18 protein-coding genes and 1 tRNA gene are annotated in these 16,444 nt (G+C 68.7%); 8 read left to right on the top strand and 11 right to left on the bottom strand.

Features of this window, described 5'->3' with window-relative positions:
- Positions 1-68 precede the first annotated feature (68 nt).
- Positions 69-1,241 carry a CBS domain-containing protein gene (locus ABSL23_RS03300; RefSeq protein ID WP_059057796.1) on the top strand — a complete coding sequence of 391 codons (1,173 nt, stop codon included), beginning with the start codon at positions 69-71 and terminating at the stop codon, positions 1,239-1,241.
- Here ABSL23_RS03300 and ABSL23_RS03295 read toward each other — a convergent pair whose 3' ends face one another.
- Both ABSL23_RS03295 and ABSL23_RS03290 read right to left on the bottom strand, forming a co-directional pair.
- Positions 1,242-2,006, bottom strand: coding sequence for a DUF4097 family beta strand repeat-containing protein (locus ABSL23_RS03295; protein WP_059057795.1), 765 nt, complete (start codon positions 2,004-2,006; stop codon positions 1,242-1,244).
- Positions 2,007-2,260: 254 nt separating this feature from the next.
- Positions 2,261-2,333: transfer RNA gene (locus ABSL23_RS03290), tRNA-His, on the bottom strand.
- A gap of 122 nt (positions 2,334-2,455) precedes the next feature.
- Between ABSL23_RS03290 and ABSL23_RS03285 the strand changes: the two genes are divergently transcribed.
- The 4 genes from ABSL23_RS03285 (at position 2,456) to ABSL23_RS03270 (ending at position 4,987) form a co-directional block, all read left to right on the top strand.
- Positions 2,456-2,845 carry a metalloregulator ArsR/SmtB family transcription factor gene (locus ABSL23_RS03285; RefSeq protein WP_059057794.1) on the top strand — a complete coding sequence of 130 codons (390 nt, stop codon included), beginning with the start codon at positions 2,456-2,458 and terminating at the stop codon, positions 2,843-2,845.
- The gene (gene arsB / locus ABSL23_RS03280) at positions 2,838-3,983 is read left to right on the top strand and encodes an ACR3 family arsenite efflux transporter (RefSeq protein ID WP_059057793.1); all 1,146 of its coding nucleotides are present in this window, start codon (positions 2,838-2,840) and stop codon (positions 3,981-3,983) included. The genes ABSL23_RS03285 and arsB overlap by 8 nt, the downstream gene beginning before the upstream one ends.
- A gap of 138 nt (positions 3,984-4,121) precedes the next feature.
- On the top strand, positions 4,122-4,490 hold the full coding sequence (locus ABSL23_RS03275) for a low molecular weight phosphatase family protein (RefSeq protein WP_353635399.1): 369 nt from the start codon (positions 4,122-4,124) through the stop codon (positions 4,488-4,490).
- A 44-nt stretch (positions 4,491-4,534) separates the two neighbouring features.
- Positions 4,535-4,987: a DUF5814 domain-containing protein gene (locus ABSL23_RS03270; RefSeq protein WP_353634690.1), complete on the top strand. Its 453-nt coding sequence runs from the start codon at positions 4,535-4,537 to the stop codon at positions 4,985-4,987.
- Here the strand turns inward: ABSL23_RS03270 and ABSL23_RS03265 are convergent, their stop codons facing one another.
- From ABSL23_RS03265 to ABSL23_RS03255, 3 genes are read right to left on the bottom strand one after another with little or no spacing between them, the layout of a single operon-like run.
- Complete coding sequence (locus ABSL23_RS03265) at positions 4,988-5,392, bottom strand: CopG family transcriptional regulator (RefSeq protein WP_059057790.1); 405 nt, start codon at positions 5,390-5,392, stop codon at positions 4,988-4,990.
- Positions 5,393-5,438: 46 nt separating this feature from the next.
- The gene (locus ABSL23_RS03260; protein WP_059057789.1) at positions 5,439-6,029 is read right to left on the bottom strand and encodes an RPA family protein; all 591 of its coding nucleotides are present in this window, start codon (positions 6,027-6,029) and stop codon (positions 5,439-5,441) included.
- A 1-nt stretch (position 6,030) separates the two neighbouring features.
- Positions 6,031-6,963, bottom strand: coding sequence for a replication factor A (locus ABSL23_RS03255; RefSeq protein WP_353634689.1), 933 nt, complete (start codon positions 6,961-6,963; stop codon positions 6,031-6,033).
- Positions 6,964-7,164: 201 nt separating this feature from the next.
- Between ABSL23_RS03255 and ABSL23_RS03250 the strand changes: the two genes are divergently transcribed.
- Positions 7,165-8,160 (top strand): sugar phosphate nucleotidyltransferase, encoded by a 996-nt coding sequence (locus ABSL23_RS03250; RefSeq protein WP_353634688.1) that lies wholly within the window; start codon positions 7,165-7,167, stop codon positions 8,158-8,160.
- A gap of 1 nt (position 8,161) precedes the next feature.
- Here ABSL23_RS03250 and ABSL23_RS03245 read toward each other — a convergent pair whose 3' ends face one another.
- Positions 8,162-8,632, bottom strand: coding sequence for a Tfx family DNA-binding protein (locus ABSL23_RS03245; RefSeq protein WP_353634687.1), 471 nt, complete (start codon positions 8,630-8,632; stop codon positions 8,162-8,164).
- A gap of 121 nt (positions 8,633-8,753) precedes the next feature.
- Between ABSL23_RS03245 and ABSL23_RS03240 the strand changes: the two genes are divergently transcribed.
- Positions 8,754-10,823, top strand: a complete 2,070-nt coding sequence (locus ABSL23_RS03240) for a hypothetical protein (RefSeq protein ID WP_353634686.1) — start codon at positions 8,754-8,756, stop codon at positions 10,821-10,823.
- A gap of 89 nt (positions 10,824-10,912) precedes the next feature.
- Positions 10,913-12,991 (top strand): hypothetical protein, encoded by a 2,079-nt coding sequence (locus tag ABSL23_RS03235; RefSeq protein ID WP_353634685.1) that lies wholly within the window; start codon positions 10,913-10,915, stop codon positions 12,989-12,991.
- On the opposite strand, the gene ABSL23_RS03230 is transcribed toward ABSL23_RS03235, so the two are convergent.
- The 5 genes from ABSL23_RS03230 to ABSL23_RS03210 form a co-directional block, all read right to left on the bottom strand.
- Positions 12,988-13,455: a TRAM domain-containing protein gene (locus ABSL23_RS03230; protein ID WP_353634684.1), complete on the bottom strand. Its 468-nt coding sequence runs from the start codon at positions 13,453-13,455 to the stop codon at positions 12,988-12,990. The two genes, ABSL23_RS03235 and ABSL23_RS03230, sit on opposite strands and share 4 nt — an antisense overlap.
- 53 nt (positions 13,456-13,508) lie before the next feature.
- A complete protein-coding gene (locus ABSL23_RS03225; RefSeq protein WP_353634683.1) occupies positions 13,509-13,898 on the bottom strand; it encodes a DUF6276 family protein in 390 nt (129 codons plus the stop codon).
- A 47-nt stretch (positions 13,899-13,945) separates the two neighbouring features.
- Positions 13,946-14,626 (bottom strand): V-type ATP synthase subunit D, encoded by a 681-nt coding sequence (locus tag ABSL23_RS03220; RefSeq protein WP_059057781.1) that lies wholly within the window; start codon positions 14,624-14,626, stop codon positions 13,946-13,948.
- Between the two features lie 61 nt (positions 14,627-14,687).
- Complete coding sequence (locus tag ABSL23_RS03215) at positions 14,688-15,716, bottom strand: Brp/Blh family beta-carotene 15,15'-dioxygenase (RefSeq protein WP_353634682.1); 1,029 nt, start codon at positions 15,714-15,716, stop codon at positions 14,688-14,690.
- Entirely contained in the window at positions 15,707-16,417 is a 711-nt protein-coding gene (locus ABSL23_RS03210; RefSeq protein ID WP_353634681.1) for a lycopene cyclase domain-containing protein, read from the bottom strand. Before ABSL23_RS03210 ends, ABSL23_RS03215 begins: the two co-directional genes overlap by 10 nt.
- Positions 16,418-16,444 lie beyond the last annotated feature (27 nt).

The raw sequence follows: 16,444 nt of genomic DNA, 5'->3' as shown, positions 1-16,444 counted from the left end.
TCGCCTCCCGGCGCTCGTGCGCGGCCGCCGCCCCCGCTTTTAAGCGGGACGCCCCGGTATCGGTGGGTATGCGAAGCTTCAAAATCGGGAGCGCGTTCGGCATCCCGATAAAGCTCGACGTCACGTTCCTGCTGATTCTCCCGGTGTTCGCGTACCTCATCGGGATGCAGGTCGACATCTGGGTGGAGACGCTCAACGGCGTGCCGTTCAACGCGAACCTCAACCCCGCCGCGCTCACCGACGGCAACATGCGGTGGTACCTCGGCGTCGCCGGCGCAGTCGGTCTGTTCGCGGGCGTCGTCCTCCACGAGCTCGGGCACAGCGTCGTCGCGATGCGCTTCGGGTTCCCCATCGACTCCATCACGCTGTGGATTCTCGGCGGCATCGCCAGCCTCTCCGACCAGCCCGAGGAGTGGAGCCAGGAGTTCTGGATTGCCGTCGCCGGCCCCGTCGTCAGCATCGCGCTCGGCGTCCTGTCGTTGGGCGCGCTCCACTTCCTGCCGGCGTCGCTGGACACCGTCCGGTTCGTCTTCGGCTACCTCGCGCTGATGAACTTCGCGCTCGCCGCGTTCAACCTCCTGCCCGGCTTCCCGATGGACGGCGGGCGCGTCCTCCGCGCGCTGCTCGCGCGCAAGCGCTCGTTCGCCCGCGCCACCCAGATTGCCGCCGAGGTCGGGAAGCTGTTCGCGCTCGTGCTCGGCATCGTCGGCCTGCTCGGGTTCAACCTCATCCTCATCGCCATCGCGTTCTTCATCTACGTCGGCGCGTCCGGCGAAGCCCAGCGCACCGTCATGAACGCCGCCTTCCAGGACGTCAGCGTCGCGGACATCATGACCCACGACGTCCACACCGTCGAAGCCGACGACTCCGTCGCCGAACTCATGGAGCGCATGCTCGAACAGCGCCACACCGGCTACCCCGTGATGCGTCAGGGGAGCGTCGCCGGCATGGTCACGCTCGACGACGCCCGCGACGTCAACGCCGTCGAGCGCGACGCCATCCGCGTCGAGGACGTGATGTCCGAGGACGTCTACACGATTCCGCGGGCCAGTAACGCGATGGACGCCCTCGACGCCATGCAGGAGCAGGGCGTCGGCCGCCTCGTGGTCGTCGACGAGGACGGCGAGATGGTCGGCCTCGTCTCCCGTACCGACCTCATGACCGCCTTCGACATCATCCAATCGACGGGCGTCGGCGAAGAACCGAAGCTTTCCACCGCGAGCGGCCAGTCCACGCCCTGACTACTGGAGCGCCCGGACCTCGACGCTCCCGTTCAGCGTCGCTATCGTCACGTCGTGGGTTCCCTCCCCGAGCGTGCCGGTGACGCGCCCGTCGTTCCCGCTTCGGTTCTGGAGTCCTAGTTCCTCGACGTCCACGTCGCCGTTCTCCGTCTGCGCGTCCAGCGTCGCGTCGGCGTCCGTGGACAGCGCTACTTCGGCATCCCCGTTCTCGGTGCGCACCAGTACGTCGCCGGGGAGCGGCGCCGGCACGTCTGCGGCGACGTCGCCGTTCGCGCTCGACACCGAGCCGACCGGCCCGGCGTCCCGCACCGTCACGTCCCCGTTCACCGAGCGCGCCGCGGGCACGCCGGCGACGCCCCGGACCTCGACGTCGCCGTTCTCCGTCTGTACCGGCGCCATCGCGGCGTCCTCTGGGACGCGCAGGTCGAGGTCTACGCTCACACGGCTCGCGTCACCGGAGACGTCCACGTCCACGGCGAGGTCGCCGTTCTCGTCCTCGTTCACCGACACGGTCACGTCGTCGAGACGGCTCTCTCCCGGTGCCATCACCGTCGCGTCCACGCTCGCGTCCGGCCTGTCGCGGCCGCTCACGGACACGTCGCCGCTCTCGTTCTCGACGCGAATCCGGGTGCCGTCGGGCACGTCGAAGTACTGCTCGCGGGTCTCTTGGACGGGGTCGCCGAACAGGCTCCCGGCGTCCGTGCAGCCGGCCAGTGCGGTCGTCGCGCCGGCCGCGACGCCGGCGAGGAGGGCTCTGCGTCGCATACCGGTGACGCGTGGCGAACGGGTAAAGTCGTTGCCGTGGTGTGGCACTCGTTCGGCTGGTCGGAAAGCTGTCGCTGTGCGGTTCGAGTGTACGAAAAGGTCCAGGGGCGAGAATTGAACCGGAGCGAGACGGTCGCTCACTGCGTTCGCGCTGCGTCTCGCAGGGTTCGATTCTCTTGGACGCTCAGTAGCTCGCGACGTGGACGAACGACACGCTACGCGGTCGTTCGTCGCATCGTCACTCGAAAATGGAGGTCCAGGGGCGAGAATTGAACCCGCGTCTCAGCCTCCACAAGGCTGAAGGATAGTCCACTACCCTACCCCGGACACTGCATCCGTCTCTAGCCGACTGGAATTCAAATACGTTACGACACGCGCCGGCCACTCACACTATCTGAATACCAGTTCACATCGGAACGACTATCTGAAGGGGAAATCAGATAGGCTGTATGGCTCAGAGCTCCGACCGGCTGCGTCGGTTGCTCGCCGACGAACTCGGGGAGTGCTGTGACGGCGACGTCGAGCGGCGTCTCGACGAACTCCACGGGCTCGCCGACGACGCGTTCGACGACGACACCCAGTCCGTGTTCGCGGTGCTCGGCAACGACACCCGCTACCGGCTCGCGCGCGTGCTCGCCGAAAGCGACGGCGAGCGCTGCGTCTGCGAGCTCGAACCGCTCGTCGACGTCTCCGACAGCGCGGTCAGCCACGCGCTCTCGGACCTCGTCGACGCCGGACTCGCCACCCGCCGGAAGGACGGCAACTGGCGGTACTACGACGCCACCGCGCTCGCCGACGACCTCTTCGCCGCCGCCGACCGCGGGGTGAGCAATGAGTAACGCCCACGAGCACGGCCCGAACTGCGGCTGCGAGGCCTGCGGCGACCCGCGCTCGATGGACGTCCTCGACAAGTACCTCACCGTCTGGATCTTCGCCGCGATGGCCGCCGGCGTCGGCCTCGGCTACGCCGCGCCGTCGGTGACCGCGCCCATCCAGGACCTCCACCTCGTGGAAATCGGCCTCGTTCTGATGATGTACCCGCCGCTGGCGAAAGCCGACTACTCGCAGCTGCGCGCCGTGTTCAGCAACTGGCGCATCCTCGGACTGAGCCTCGTCCAGAACTGGCTCATCGGCCCGACGCTGATGTTCGCGCTCGCGGTCGTCTTCTTCGGCGGTGTCGTCCCCGGGCTGCCCGCGCGCCCCGAGTACTTCCTCGGGCTCGTGTTCATCGGGATGGCGCGCTGCATCGCGATGGTGCTCGTCTGGAACGAACTCGCGGAGGGCTCCACGGAGTACGTCACCGGGCTCGTGGCGTTCAACAGCCTCTTCCAGATTCTCACGTACGGCGTCTACGTCTGGCTGTTCGCGCTCGTGCTCCCGTCGGCGTTCGGGCTGGATGCCCTCGCCGCCGGCGTCACGAGCTTCGACGTCACTCCCGGACAAGTCTTCGAGGCAATCGTCGTCTTCCTCGGCGTGCCGTTCGCCGCGGGCTTTCTCACCCGCTTCGCGGGCACGCGGCTCCGCAGCGAGGACTGGTACGAGAACGAGTTCGTCCCGAAAATCGACCCGCTGACGCTCGTCGCGCTCCTGTTCACCGTCGTCGTGATGTTCGCCACGCAGGGGAACAACATCGTCGCCGCGCCCGGCGACGTCCTGCTCGTCGCCGTTCCGCTCACTGTCTACTTCGTCGTGATGTTCCTCGTGAGCTTCGGGATGGGGAAGGGCATCGGCGCGGACTACTCCACGACCACCGCCATCGGCTTCACCGCCGCCTCGAACAACTTCGAACTCGCTATCGCCGTCTCCGTCGCCGTCTTCGGCGTCGGCTCCGGCGTCGCGTTCGCCACCGTCGTCGGCCCGCTCATCGAGGTGCCGGTCCTGCTGGCGCTCGTGAACGTCGCGCTGTACTTCCAGCGCCGCTACGACTGGACCGACCACACTACCGGCAGCCTCGACGCCCCACTCACCGATGACTGAAACAACTACACTCGCGTTCGTCTGCGTGCAGAACGCCGTCTCACCTGCGGTGCGACGTGCTCTGCACGCTCGGCGAGAGGTGGTCGCGTGACGACCACCCTCGCCTTTGTCTGCGTGCAGAACGCTGGCCGCTCCCAGATGGCGTACGCGTTCGCCGAGCGCGAACGCGTCGCCCGTGGCCTCGAAGCCGAAATCGACCTCGTGACTGGCGGCACCGACCCCGCCGACCACGTGCACGAAGAGGTCGTTGCCGCGATGGCCGACGCCGGCTTCGACCTCTCGGACCGCACGCCCCGGGAAGTCACGTTCGAGGAAGTCCGGGACGCGGACTACGTGATTACGATGGGCTGCTCCGCCGAGGACGTCTGTCCGGCGAGCTGGGCGGGCGAGAACCGCGACTGGGACTTAGACGACCCCGACGGCCGCTCGCCCGAGGCGGTCACACGGATTCGGGACGAGATTCGGGAGCGAGTCGCCGCCCTCTTCGACGAACTCGGCGGCGACTGACGACGATACGCTTTTCCACGGCTGCCGCCTATCGTGGGGTGACTGTGGCCGTCACGGACAAAATCTACGTGAAGAACCACCGGCAGATAGCGTCCCAGATAGACACGCGCTTCCCGAAGAGCGCGTTCAGCGGCGCCACACTGGACATCCTCTTCACGGGCGACCTCTCCGACCTGGACGAAGCCACCCGCGACAAAGTCCTGGACTTCTCGGAGGACTTCCTGGACTGCGGCTGCGACTCCAATCCGTACTGCGGGCACCCCGAGCGGAAGTTCGTCAAGTACCTGCTGGATCTGCGCGCGCAGGGCCTGGACCCCGAATCGATGGTCGACGTGATGACCCAGGACTACATGGTGTACGCGTATCCGGGCGACCTCTACTCGTTCCTCGACGACGCGGTCCGCACGCTGGAAGCCGTCGAGGACCTCGCCGAGGTGGACGGCCGCCAGGAGCAGGCCGAGCGCGCGACCAGGGAGAAACGCGAGCTGTCGCGGTAGCTACCCGAGCTGGTAGGGTTCTTCGTCGTCGTCGCCGTCCAGCTCTTCGAGGTGGATGACCTCCTCAACGTCGCCCTCCGATTCGACCTGCTCGCGGAGGTGGTCGATGTACTTCTTGTGCTCCTCGAGCTGGTCGCGGAGGTGTTCGGCTTCGAGTTCGAGGCGCTCGTGCTCGCGCACGAAGCTCTTCGGAACCTCGACTTTCGGCGGGAACTCCTCGCCGTCCACGGACTCGGGCTGGTTCTCGGGGACGACCCGGACCTGCCCGTCGTGGGCGACCAGCGAGTCGACGTAGTCCCGGAACACCGCGGACAGCGAGAGGTCGCGCTCCTCGGCGATGTCCCGGAGCGCGTCGAACGTGTCCTCGTTCACGCGGAACGAGATGGTCTTGTTCTTGTTCCCCATTCGGGGGAGGATAAGGAAACGAGCCCTATAAGCGTTTGTCAGACGGTCACGCGTCGGCCGGCACGTCGGCTTCCGTGTCGAAGTCTTCGAGCGCTTCGAGGAGCGCGCGGCGGTACGGGGAGACGTCCTCGCCGTACTCGGCGCGGGCGCGCTCGGCGTACTCGTTGCCCTCGTCGTCGAACGCGTCGAGGCGTTCGAGCGTGCGCTCGGCGGTCTCGACGACCCAGCGGTCCCGGGTCGCCTCGTCGACCGGCGTGATGGATTCCGGTCGCAGGGAGACGTTCACGGACCCGTCGTCGGTCTCGAAGGTCCGCGGCTTCCCGACCACGGCGACGTACTGCGGCGTGTCGGCGTCGCGGAGCGCGGACGCCGCTTCCGGCTGGTACTGGCCCGCGTACACGAAGAACGTCCCGGTCGGGTCCACGACGCGGCCCCGCCAGTATTCGGAGTCCTCGCCGATGTCCTCGGTCTCGGTGAGCGTGCCGACGACGAACACGCGGTTCGCGCGCTCCCCGGTCGGCAACAGCGCGTACAGCGGCGCGCGCTCGTCGTCGGACTCCTTGAACGTGAACTCGGCGTCGTTGAACTCGGCGGCGAAGGCGCGGCGTGCGACCTCGCGAGTGGGTGCGTTGCTCATGTTATATCGACCTCGCTTCGATGAGGACGGCTTCCGGGTCCGTCGGCCCGCCCAGCTGTTCGGTGTCGTTGGCGAGCACGTACCGGCCGAACGTCGGGCCGGTCACGCGGTAGTAGCGCCCCAGCACCGTCTCGCGCATCTCGTCGGCGACGACGGTGGTGTCGAGGGCGTCCTTGGCCATCTGCTTGGCTTCTTCGAGGCCGATACCGGTCAGCGCCTCGGTCGCTTCCTCGTCGAAGATGACCTCGTGGACGTCGCGGCCGTCGTCGAGCACGCCCTTGATGCGGAGGTCGAACTCGCCCTCCACTTCGCCGTGCTCGTTGCAGCGGCCGTTCTGGAGGACGCGCGTGCAGTCCTCCTCGGGACAGCGCTTGATGAGCCCGCTCCCGGACTGGATGTCCACGAGCGCGCCCTCGACCTCGTCCTCGTTGTCGCCGACGTCGAACTCCTCGTCGACCTCCTGGATGGAGGTCGTGCGGTTGAGCTTCACGGAGTACCGGCCCTGGTACTCGTCGGTGACGACGTTGCCGAGGCGGTAGGTCTGGCCCTCCTGGAGGTCCTGGAGGTCGGATTTCGCCCACTTCGTGAACTTGATGGTGCCCGTCGGGTCGCCGAGCAGGCCGACCTGCCCGACGGAGTCCGAACGGGGCTCCCAGAGTTCGACGACCTTCGCAGTGAGGTCGACCCACTGCTCGGGTTCGTCCACGTCCTCCACTTGGACGGTCTCGTTGCCGCCGCCGCCCGCGAGGTCGTCGCGGTCGAGGCCAGCCTCGTCGAGGTAGTGGTTCTCGACGGAGCGCCGCGCCTCGTCGAGCGGGACTTTGTACTCGGAAACCAGTTTCTGTAGCCGTTCTTCTACGTCGTCGACGGTGGCGTCGACGTGCTCGGAGAACTCGTCGTGTATCTCCGCAGCGGTGTCTGAAAGGTCGCTCATGGTCGTATTCGTCTCCGCGTGTTTTCGGTGGGAGACGTATCGGGGTTGGTGCGCTACCGTATTTAAATTGTCGTAACCGGGGTGAAAGTGGTGCGCGGCGCCGCGGACAGGCCTATAACGCGAGGGCGACAACCTCGATTCGATGCACTGCTCGCCCGAGGTCTGCGACGAGACGCCGCCCGCGAACCGCGGTGGTCCCGCGTGGTGACCACGGCCGCCGTCCTGCTCGCCGGCGGCACCGGGACGCGGCTCTACCCCGCGAGCCGCAGCCACCGCCCCAAGCAGTTCCTCGCGCTCGGCGACGACGACCGCAGTCTCCTCCGCCGGACCGCCGACCGCGCCGGCTTCGCCGACGAGCTGTTCGTCGTCACCCGGGAGTCGTACGCCGACCGCGTCCGCGACCTCGTTCCCGAAGCGACTGTCCTCGTCGAACCTGCGGGCCGGGACACCGGCCCGGCGCTCGCGTACGCCGCCAGCGAAGTCCGCCAGCGCCACTCCGACGCCGTCATGCTCTGCCTGCCCAGCGACCACGTCGTCGGCGACGGCTTCCGGTCCACGGCCGAAACAGCCGTGGACGTGGCGGCGCGCACCGACGCACTCGTCACGCTCGGCGTCGAACCCGACCGCCCCGCCACCGGCTACGGCTACATTCAGCCGGGCGCCGACCACGGCGACCACTACGCCGTCGAGCAGTTCCGCGAGAAACCCGACGAGCAAACGGCTCAGGAACTCCTTGACGCTGGCTGCTACTGGAACGCGGGGATGTTCGCGTGGACGCCCGACGCCTTCCTCGACGCCGCCCGCGACGGCCCGCTCGACGCGGTCGTGGACGCGCTCGAAGCCGGGAGCGGCGTCGAGGACGCGTTCGACGCAATCGAGCCGGTGAGCGTGGACTACGCGGTCTTGGAGCGCGCCGAGGACGTCCGGATCGTCCCTGCGGACTTCGCGTGGGATGACGTCGGCGCGTGGGACGCACTGTTGCGCCTCGCCGACGAGAGGAACGCGACGCTTGGTGACACACTCGCCATCGACGCCTCGGGGAACGTCCTCGCCAGCGATGACAAACACGTCTCCGTCGTGGGCGCCGACGACCTCGTCGTGGCGGCGTTCGACGACCGCGTGCTCGTCGTACCGACCGACGACGCCCAGCGCGTCCGCGAAGTCGTCGCCGAACTCCGCGAGGACGACCGGTTCTGAGCTACTCGTCGCCTTCCCGTACTTGGATGTCGCCGTCGCTGGTCACCGACACCAAAAGCGGCGCGTGCACGGCGCGGCCGCGGACGGCCGACCCGGCGGCGTCGCTGACGCGCTTCATCACCTCGGGCGCGGACAGCGACACCTTCACGTTCGCCTCGTCGCAGGCCGCGTACACCATGTCCGGGACGTCGTAGAGGTCGGTGTCGGCGTCGATTTCCACGCGCACCGGCGCCTGCAGCGCCTCCGCGAACGCCACCGTCTCCCGGGACTTCGCGACGTTGTCGCGCGCGCTCGCCTCCACCTTCGAGATGTTCGCGCGCGAGGTCCCGAGCTGCTCGGCGATGGCGGCCTGCGAGGCGCCGCGCTCGCGCAACGCCAGTACCTCCGCCTGCCGGCGCGTCAGCACGCTCTCCGTGGCGTCGAAGCCGGCGCTGGCCAACACCTCGTCGGCGTCCGGAACCCCCTCGTCCATGCGTGAACCGACGCCGTCGGAACGCAAAAACCCCGTGGACGGCGCCCCAGAATCCTTTTACTCGGTCGCGCCCGAGTGCTACCATGAACCGCGGGCCGGCCGCAGGCCGGGGTCGTCGGGCGTGACGGTCCACGTCGACGCGCTCGACGACGAACACGGGATTCGCGTTCGCGACACCGCCGAGGGCGAAGCGGTAGCGCTGCGTACCGACTGCGACCCGAATCCGGCGCCCGCGAGTACGGACGGGTTCACGATGCCCGTCGACACGGCGGTCGAAATCGACGCGACCGAAATCCACCTGCCGGTGTTCGTCGCGCCCATCTTCTGGCAGGACGGCGAAGTGGTCCACCGCGCGACGCCCGACGACGCCCCGCGGTTCTCCCGCGGGACGTACGAGGTGGACTTCTCGCCGCCGGCCGCGAAGGTCTACGTGTACGTCGAGGACGCCGAGCCGACGGCGGTGTTCGCTGACGGACGAGTCACGCTCGACCTCGGCGACCCGAGCCGCGTCGTCGTCGGGGTCCGTTCTCACCACGAGCAGCCGGTAGCGACGGTGACGACGACCGAAGACCCGCGAGACCTGATGGCTGCGGTGTCGACGTTCGGGTCGGCGCTGAAGACGCACTCGCCGGACCGGTCGTGGCCGACGCTACGCGGGCATCCGCCGGCGATTCGATGCGGCGACGATCTCGACGTTCCCGAGGAAGTGGCGCCGCCAGAGACCGGCGTCCGAATCGAGGTGCCGCCGGAGTATGGCGCTATCTACACGGTGGCGCCGCTGGCATACTACTTGGGCGCCACTGTCGAACCGGGGACGCGGCCACGAGTGATTGCGGACGGACAGAGCTACGAGTTGGACATAGACGACTTGGCGGGGAGCGTGCGGTCGGTGCTGGAGCACGTGTTCACGCTGGACTGCGTGGTGCGGATGGCGGGCGTCTATCCCTTCCACACGACGACCGCGGACGAACTGGAAGCGCGAGTAGAACTGGACTACGAGCGGTTGTTCGAGTTACCGCTGGCCGAACGGACGGCGGCCTACTTCGAAATCGCCCGGTCGGCGACGGCGGGGTTGTTGGACTGGCACTACACGGCGGACGTGGCAGCGGACCCGGCGTACGCGGCGGCGCTACCGTACCTCGTGGACGAGTTGGCGTTGGTGCGGAGTCCACCCCAGCAGACCGGGCACGTGAACCTCACGCCCTCGCCGAACGCGTTGCAGTCGGGCGACGACGCCGTGCTCGCTCGCTCGGCCGCGTCAACGCCGCCGCAGAAGCTCTCCGCGGTCGCTCCCGAAGCCACGGACACGTCCGGGCACGCGTGGGTTGCAGAGGGCTTCTCGTCGACCGCGGCGAACCCGACAGTGGGGTCGTTCCGGCGGGGCTTCGACTGGCCGCAGGGCGATGACGTACTCGACGTCCACGTCGTCTACAACGACGCGCGGCTGGACGCGAGCGACGAGACGGCCTACGACACTCACCAGACCGCGAAGACGAACGTCCGAGCGTCCTACGGACTGTCGACGGCGGAGTTGCGGGAGGCGTTGTACGAGGACGTGGACTTCCTGCACTTCGTGGGGCACGTAACGGAGTCGGGGATGGTGTGCCCGGATGGGACCTTGGACACGCGGACGCTGGCGCGGACGGGAGTGAAGGCGTTTTTCTTGAACGGGTGTCGCTCCTACGAGCAGGGACGAGCGTTGTTGACAGCCGGGAGCGTCGGCGGTATCGTCACCGTCGACGACGTGGCCGACGACGTGGCAGGACGCGTCGGGCGCGACGTCTCGATGCTGCTCGACAACGGGTTTCCGTTGTACGCGATTCTGGACGTCCTCGACCGCGTGGGCGTCGCCGCCGACCGCTACTCGATTCTCGGGAGCGGGACGCTCGCGTTTCGGCAGAGCGCGAGCGGGACACCGGTGCTGTACGAACTCGACTCCGGGGCGGCCACCGCCGGTTCGGACGCGTTCCCCGTGACCGGGCGGTACTACCCGTGCAACGAGAACGGCATCGGGTCGCTGTACAGTTCGTCGTACACCGACGCGGACACGACAGTTGCTCACGGTGGTGTCCACCGTGAGACCGTGTCCCGAGCGCAGTTGCGGCGCTGGCTCGACAGCTCGCCGTCACCCATACTGCTCGACGGCGAGCTCCGGTACACGCCGAACCTGACGATGGCCGACTTCGAGTGACCGCGTTCGGAGAGCCGAATGCTTTTACTCGAAACACCCCTTCCCTCCGCTATGAACTGGAGAGCGGCCGACGGCCGGGGCCGCGACGCGTGACGGTTCACGTCGACGCGCTGGACGACGCGGACGGACTGCGAGTGCGGGACACCGCCGAAGGCGAACAGTTCCCGCTGTACGCCGACCGCGCGCTCGACCCGACGCCGGCGTCGACGGACCCGTTCACGATGCCCGTCGACGCCGCGGTCGCGGTCGAAGCGCGCGAACTCCGCCTGCCGGTGTTCACGAACGTCATCTTCTGGCAGGACGGCGAAGTGGTCCACCGCGCGGACTCCGCGGAGACCGCAGACCCCCTGCCGCGCGGGACGTACGAGGTGGACTTCTCGCCGCCCGGTGCGAAGGTCTACGTGTACGTCGAGGACGCGACCGTGACCCCGGGATTCGGCGACAACCGCGCCGCTATCCACACCGAGTCGCCGACTCGGATGGTCGTCGGCGTGCGGTCGCACCACGAGACGCCGGCCGGGACGGTGACGACGACGGAGGACCCGCGGGATTTGATGGCTGCGGTGTCGACGTTCGGGTCGGCGCTGAAGACGCACTCGCCGGACCGGTCGTGGCCGACGCTGCGCGGGCATCCGCCGGCGATTCGACGCGGTGACGAACTCGACGTTCCCGAGGAAGTGGCGCCACCGGAGACCGGCGTCCGAATCGAGGTGCCGCCGGAGCACGGTGCCATCTACACGGTTTCGCCGCTGGCGTACTATCTCGCGGCGAGCGTCGAACCGGGGACGCGGCCGCGAGTGATTGCGGACGGGCAGAGCTTCGACTTGGACGCGGACGACTTGGCGGGGAGCGTGCGGTCGGTGCTGGAGCACGTGTTCACATTGGATTGCGTGGTACGGATGGCCGGCGTCTACCCGTTCCGCACGGCAACTGCCGACCGCATCGAGGAGCGCGTCGACCTCGACTACGAGCAGCTGTTCGAGTTGTCGTTGGCGGAGCGAACGGCGGCGTACATGGACGTACCGCGGTCGGCGACCGACGGCTTGCTGGACTGGCACTACACGGCGGACGTGGCGGCGGACCCGGCGTACGCGGCGGCGCTGCCGTACCTGGTGGACGAGTTGGCGTTGGTGCGGAGTCCGGCCCAGCAGTCCGGGCACGTGGACCTCACGCCCTCACCGAACGCGCTGCGGGACGCGGACACCGGCGACGGCGCGCTCGCCCGGTCCGCCGCCAGCACGTCCACCGAACCCAACACGTTCGTCGTTCCGGCGGAGGCGGGGACGCCGGGGCAGTCGTGGCTCGCTGACGGGCACGCCGTCGGCGCGGCGAACCCGACGGTGGGGTCGTTCCGGCGCGGGTTCGCGTGGCCGGACGGCGACGGCGAACTGGACGTCCACGTCGTCTACAACGACGCGCGCCTCCGGCAGGGCGACCCCTCGCTGTACGACTCCCACCCGTTCCGCGAGACGAACATTCGCGTGTCCCACGGGCTCTCGGTGACCGAACTACGGGAGGCGTTGTACGAGGAGGTGGACTTCCTGCACTTCGTGGGGCACGTCACCGACGACGGGATGGTGTGTCCGGACGGGACCTTAGACACGCGGACGTTGGCGAAAACAGGTGTGAAGGCGTTTTTCCTGAATGGGTGTCGCTCCTACGAGCAGGGGCGGGCGCTGCTGACGGCGGGGAGCATCGGCGGCGTCGTCACCGTCGACGACGTGATGGACGAGGCCGCCGAGACGGCCGGCGAGACGTTCGCGACGCTCCTCGGCGCCGGTTTCCCGCTGTACGCGATTCTGGACGTGCTCGGGCGGACCGGCACGCGGATGGACCGGTACACGATTCTCGGCGACGGGACGTTCGCGGCGCGACAGAGTCAGACTGGTGCGGTCCTCCTACACTCCCTCGACACCGCGGAAATCGCCGGAGCCACCGGCGCGTGGCCGATTACGATTCGTCACTACCCCTACGGGCTGGAGGGAATCGGGAGCATCGTGTCGTACTCGCACACGGACACGCCCGCGGACGTCTACTCCGCGTCGGTTCGGGAGACGACGCTGCCGGAGGCGGCACGCGGCGCGCTCTTCGACGAGTCCAACATCCTGTTGCTCGTCGACGGAGAAGTCCACTTCACCGACGACCTCTCGGTCGAACAGTTCCGCTAGTTGCCCCAGAAGTTCTCGCGGCTGCCGAGGCGCTCGCTCTCGGCGTCCTCTTCCTCCTCGCCTTCGGCTTCTTCGTCCGCTTCCTCGTCGTCCTCGGCTTCCTCGCTCTCCGCCTCGTCGTCGGGTTCGTCGGGGAGCTTCTCGATGAGGTCGGCGCGCGCGTAGTTCGGCTTCACTTTCGTAATCTCGGCTTTCACGCGGGCGGGCGGCAGCACGCCGTCGACCATCACGATGAACCCGCTCTCCTCCTGCCGGCCGACGCCGGCACCGCTCTCGTGCATGTCGTCGACTTCGAGGACGACCTCCTCGCCGGGCACCACGGGCGCGGTCTTCAGGTCCTCGATGGGCTGGCTGTAGTGGTTGCACCACTCCATCCCGCCGCGGTCGCCGTAGTGTTGACACCCCATCCCTTCGATTTGCTCCTGGAAACTGGGGCATTCGTCGGCGAGTGGACAGTCTGCCATACAGGCCGTTACCGGCCGGTCGGCTAAACCCTTGCGGCACGCCGTCGCCGTCCCTAGATGAGTTGTTCGAGCTGGCGGCGGCGCTTCGCGAGGTCGAGATGCGGGTCGAGGCCGTCGTCGGCGGCGAGGCGGTCGAGCACGAGCAACACGTCGACGCCGCGGCGCTCGGCCTCGGTTGCGACCCGTTCGGCGTCGCCGCGGTGGACGACCAGCCGGTCGAGCAGCGCGAGCAGGCACGCGACGACGGCGCCGCTCTCGCCGGTCGGGAACGCGTCGCTGACGCGCGCGAACTCGGGGTACTCCGCGGGGGCGTCGTCGGCGGGCGACACCCGCAAGCAGTTCGTGCACAGCGCGGCCGCCGGCCTGTCGTCGGGGAGGTAGTCACTGACGGCGTCGGGCACGCGGAAGGAGAGTTCGTCGCCGCCGCAGTTCGAACAGCTCATACCCGGACGAGGCGCGGCCACCACTTAGCCGGCGTGGACGAGGCCGGTCAGTCAGCCAGCGCTTCCTCGGCGGCCTGCGCGGCTTCCTCTTCTTCTTCCTCGTCTTCCTCTTTCTTCGCCTTGACCTTCTTCATGCGGAAGATTTCCTCGCGCTCCTGCTCCTCGAGCTTCTGCTCGATGTACTCCTGGCCCTCGTACAGTTCGGGGAGGAGCTTGAACTCCAGGGCGTTCACGCGGCGCTTGGTGGTCTCGATTTCGGTGAGCATCTTCTTCATCGCGGTCTCGACCTCCGCCGCGAGCACGATAGATTCGAGGAGCTCCTCGTAGGCTTCCGCGGCCTCGTCGATGCGCGCGCTCGTGCCGAGGATGCCGTAGCCGCGCTCGTCGAGGCTCTTGCGGACCTTCGAGGACTCGATCTGCGGGACGACGACGCCCATGATGTTCCGGGATTCGACCGTAATCTCGGGGTGTTCTTCGAGGGCGGCCGCCGCGCCGCGGACCGACATGTCGCCCTCCATCGCGCGCGCCATGTTGATCTTCTTCTGGGCGGTCTCGTAGTTGGCTTCGAGGTCCTCGCGGACGTCCTGCGCCTGGTCGAGGATGTCCATAAACTCCATGATGAGGCCGTCGCGCTTCTGTTCGAGCGTGTCGTGGCCCCGCTCGGAGAGTTCGATGCGGTCCTCGATCTCCATGAGGTTCTTCCGGGTGGGTTTGATGTCCTGGGCCATCTGTTCTCTTGGCGGAGACTTCTGGACGGAGGGAGGTAAACGTTTCCTGTCGCTGCCGCCGCTACAGCAGCCCTGCCCCGCGGTCCATCCACGTCACCACGGCGACGTGGGGGAGGGTCAACACCGCGACGAACGCCAGGTACAGTCCGGTCGCGCCTTCGAGGGTCGTCGGCGGGTTCGGGACGGCGACCCACAAGCCGCCGAGTAACGCGAGCGCGGCGACCGTCAGCGGCGCGGCCTCGCGCGCGAACCGGCCGAGCGGCCCACGGAGGTCGCCGGATGCGAGCGCGCGCCGCGAGCCGTCGTCGACGGCGACCGCGCGGGCGACGTGGCGGACGGCGTGCCACAGGCAGAAGTAGACGCCCACCGCGAACACGGGCGGGACGACGAGGAAGAACGCCCAGAGGCCGACGGTTTCGGCGGCGTCGATGCGCCACGCGGTCGGCGGCGACTCGGCGGTGGTGAGCCGGTTCGCGGCCAGCGTCGCGACGGTCACGACCGCGAATCCGGCGCCGAGCGCGAGTCGTGCGTCGGGCGCGAACAGCCACAAGTCGCCCACGTTCCCGCCGAACGGCGCGGCGAACGCCCAGACCACGTCGCGGTACGTCTCGGGGTGGCCCAGCAGCGGCACGAGCATCGGGAGGCCGCCGCGGACGACGCCGGTCGCTACGCGTCGCGCGCGCGAATCGAGGTAATCCGCGTTCAGTAGCACGGCCAGCGGGTAGACGTCCCCCTGCCCCCAGTGGAGCCACGTCAGCGCGACGAACGCCAGCGCCGACGCGACCGGCCACGCGAACCACGCCGCCGCGTACGCGCCGCCGAGCACGAGGTAGAGGAGGCCCACCACGGCGAGCCAGCGCCCGGTGACGCGGCCCGTGACCGCACGCGGGAGCGCGACGTAGTCGATGGCGCCGTGGGGCAGGCCGAACAGCACGACGCTGGCGACCAGCGGCGCGTACCGCGCGGTCGTGGACAGCTCCACGCCGGCGAGCGTCGGGAGCGCCGCGACCGCGACGCCGACCCAGCCGACCGCGAGCGCCGGCCGCGCGAGCGTCTCGCGGACCGCTCCGTCGAGGCGGGTCACGCCCATCGAGCGACCACCCAGTCGAACAACACCAGCCCCTGCACGACGAAGAGGTTCGTCACGAGGAAGAACGCGCCCTCCTCGATTGGGAGACCCGCGACGGCGACCCCCGTGGCGTACTCGGTCGAAATCGTCCAGATGCCGTCCGCGAGCGCGACGCGGTCCGCGGTGGCGAAGTACAGCGTCGGCGCGCCGACGCCGACGGCGACGGTGCTGGAGCGCGCGAGCAGGTACCGCCAGCCCACGCCCCACTGGAGTGCGAGGACGGGGCCGGCCCACGCGAGAATCGCGCCGAGGTAGAACGTGCTCGCCGTCCCGAGGAACGCGACACCGGCGGCCGTGACGGCGAGGCCGGCGAGCGCGCCGACTGCGGCGTCCCGCTTCGCGGGCGTGAACTCCGCGTCCGGCGAGTCGGCGACGCGTTGCACCCACAGCCCCGCGACGACGGTCTGCATCGCCACGAACGCGTACTCCTCGATTGGCGCGAGCCACAGCGTCGCCACCACCGCGTCGGCGCCGTACGTCCAGACGCCGCGGCGAATCAGGTAGTTGTCCCACGGCGTCGTGTACGCCAGCGCGAGCACGAGGAGGACGCCGACGCCGACAAGCGACCACCACTCGTCGCGGCGGTCACGCACTCGTAGCGCGGCGAGGACGAGCAGCGGCGGCGCGACGAACGCGGCGAGGAACTGGAGGTACGTCGCCATCAGGGCGCCCTCTCGTCCGTGCGTACG

Origin of the sequence: Halobacterium sp. NMX12-1 (genome assembly GCF_040435975.1) — an archaeon.
GTDB lineage: Archaea > Halobacteriota > Halobacteria > Halobacteriales > Halobacteriaceae > Halobacterium > Halobacterium hubeiense.
The sequence above is the reverse complement of the archived record's forward strand: the minus strand, read 5'-3'. Positions and strand labels throughout refer to the sequence as shown.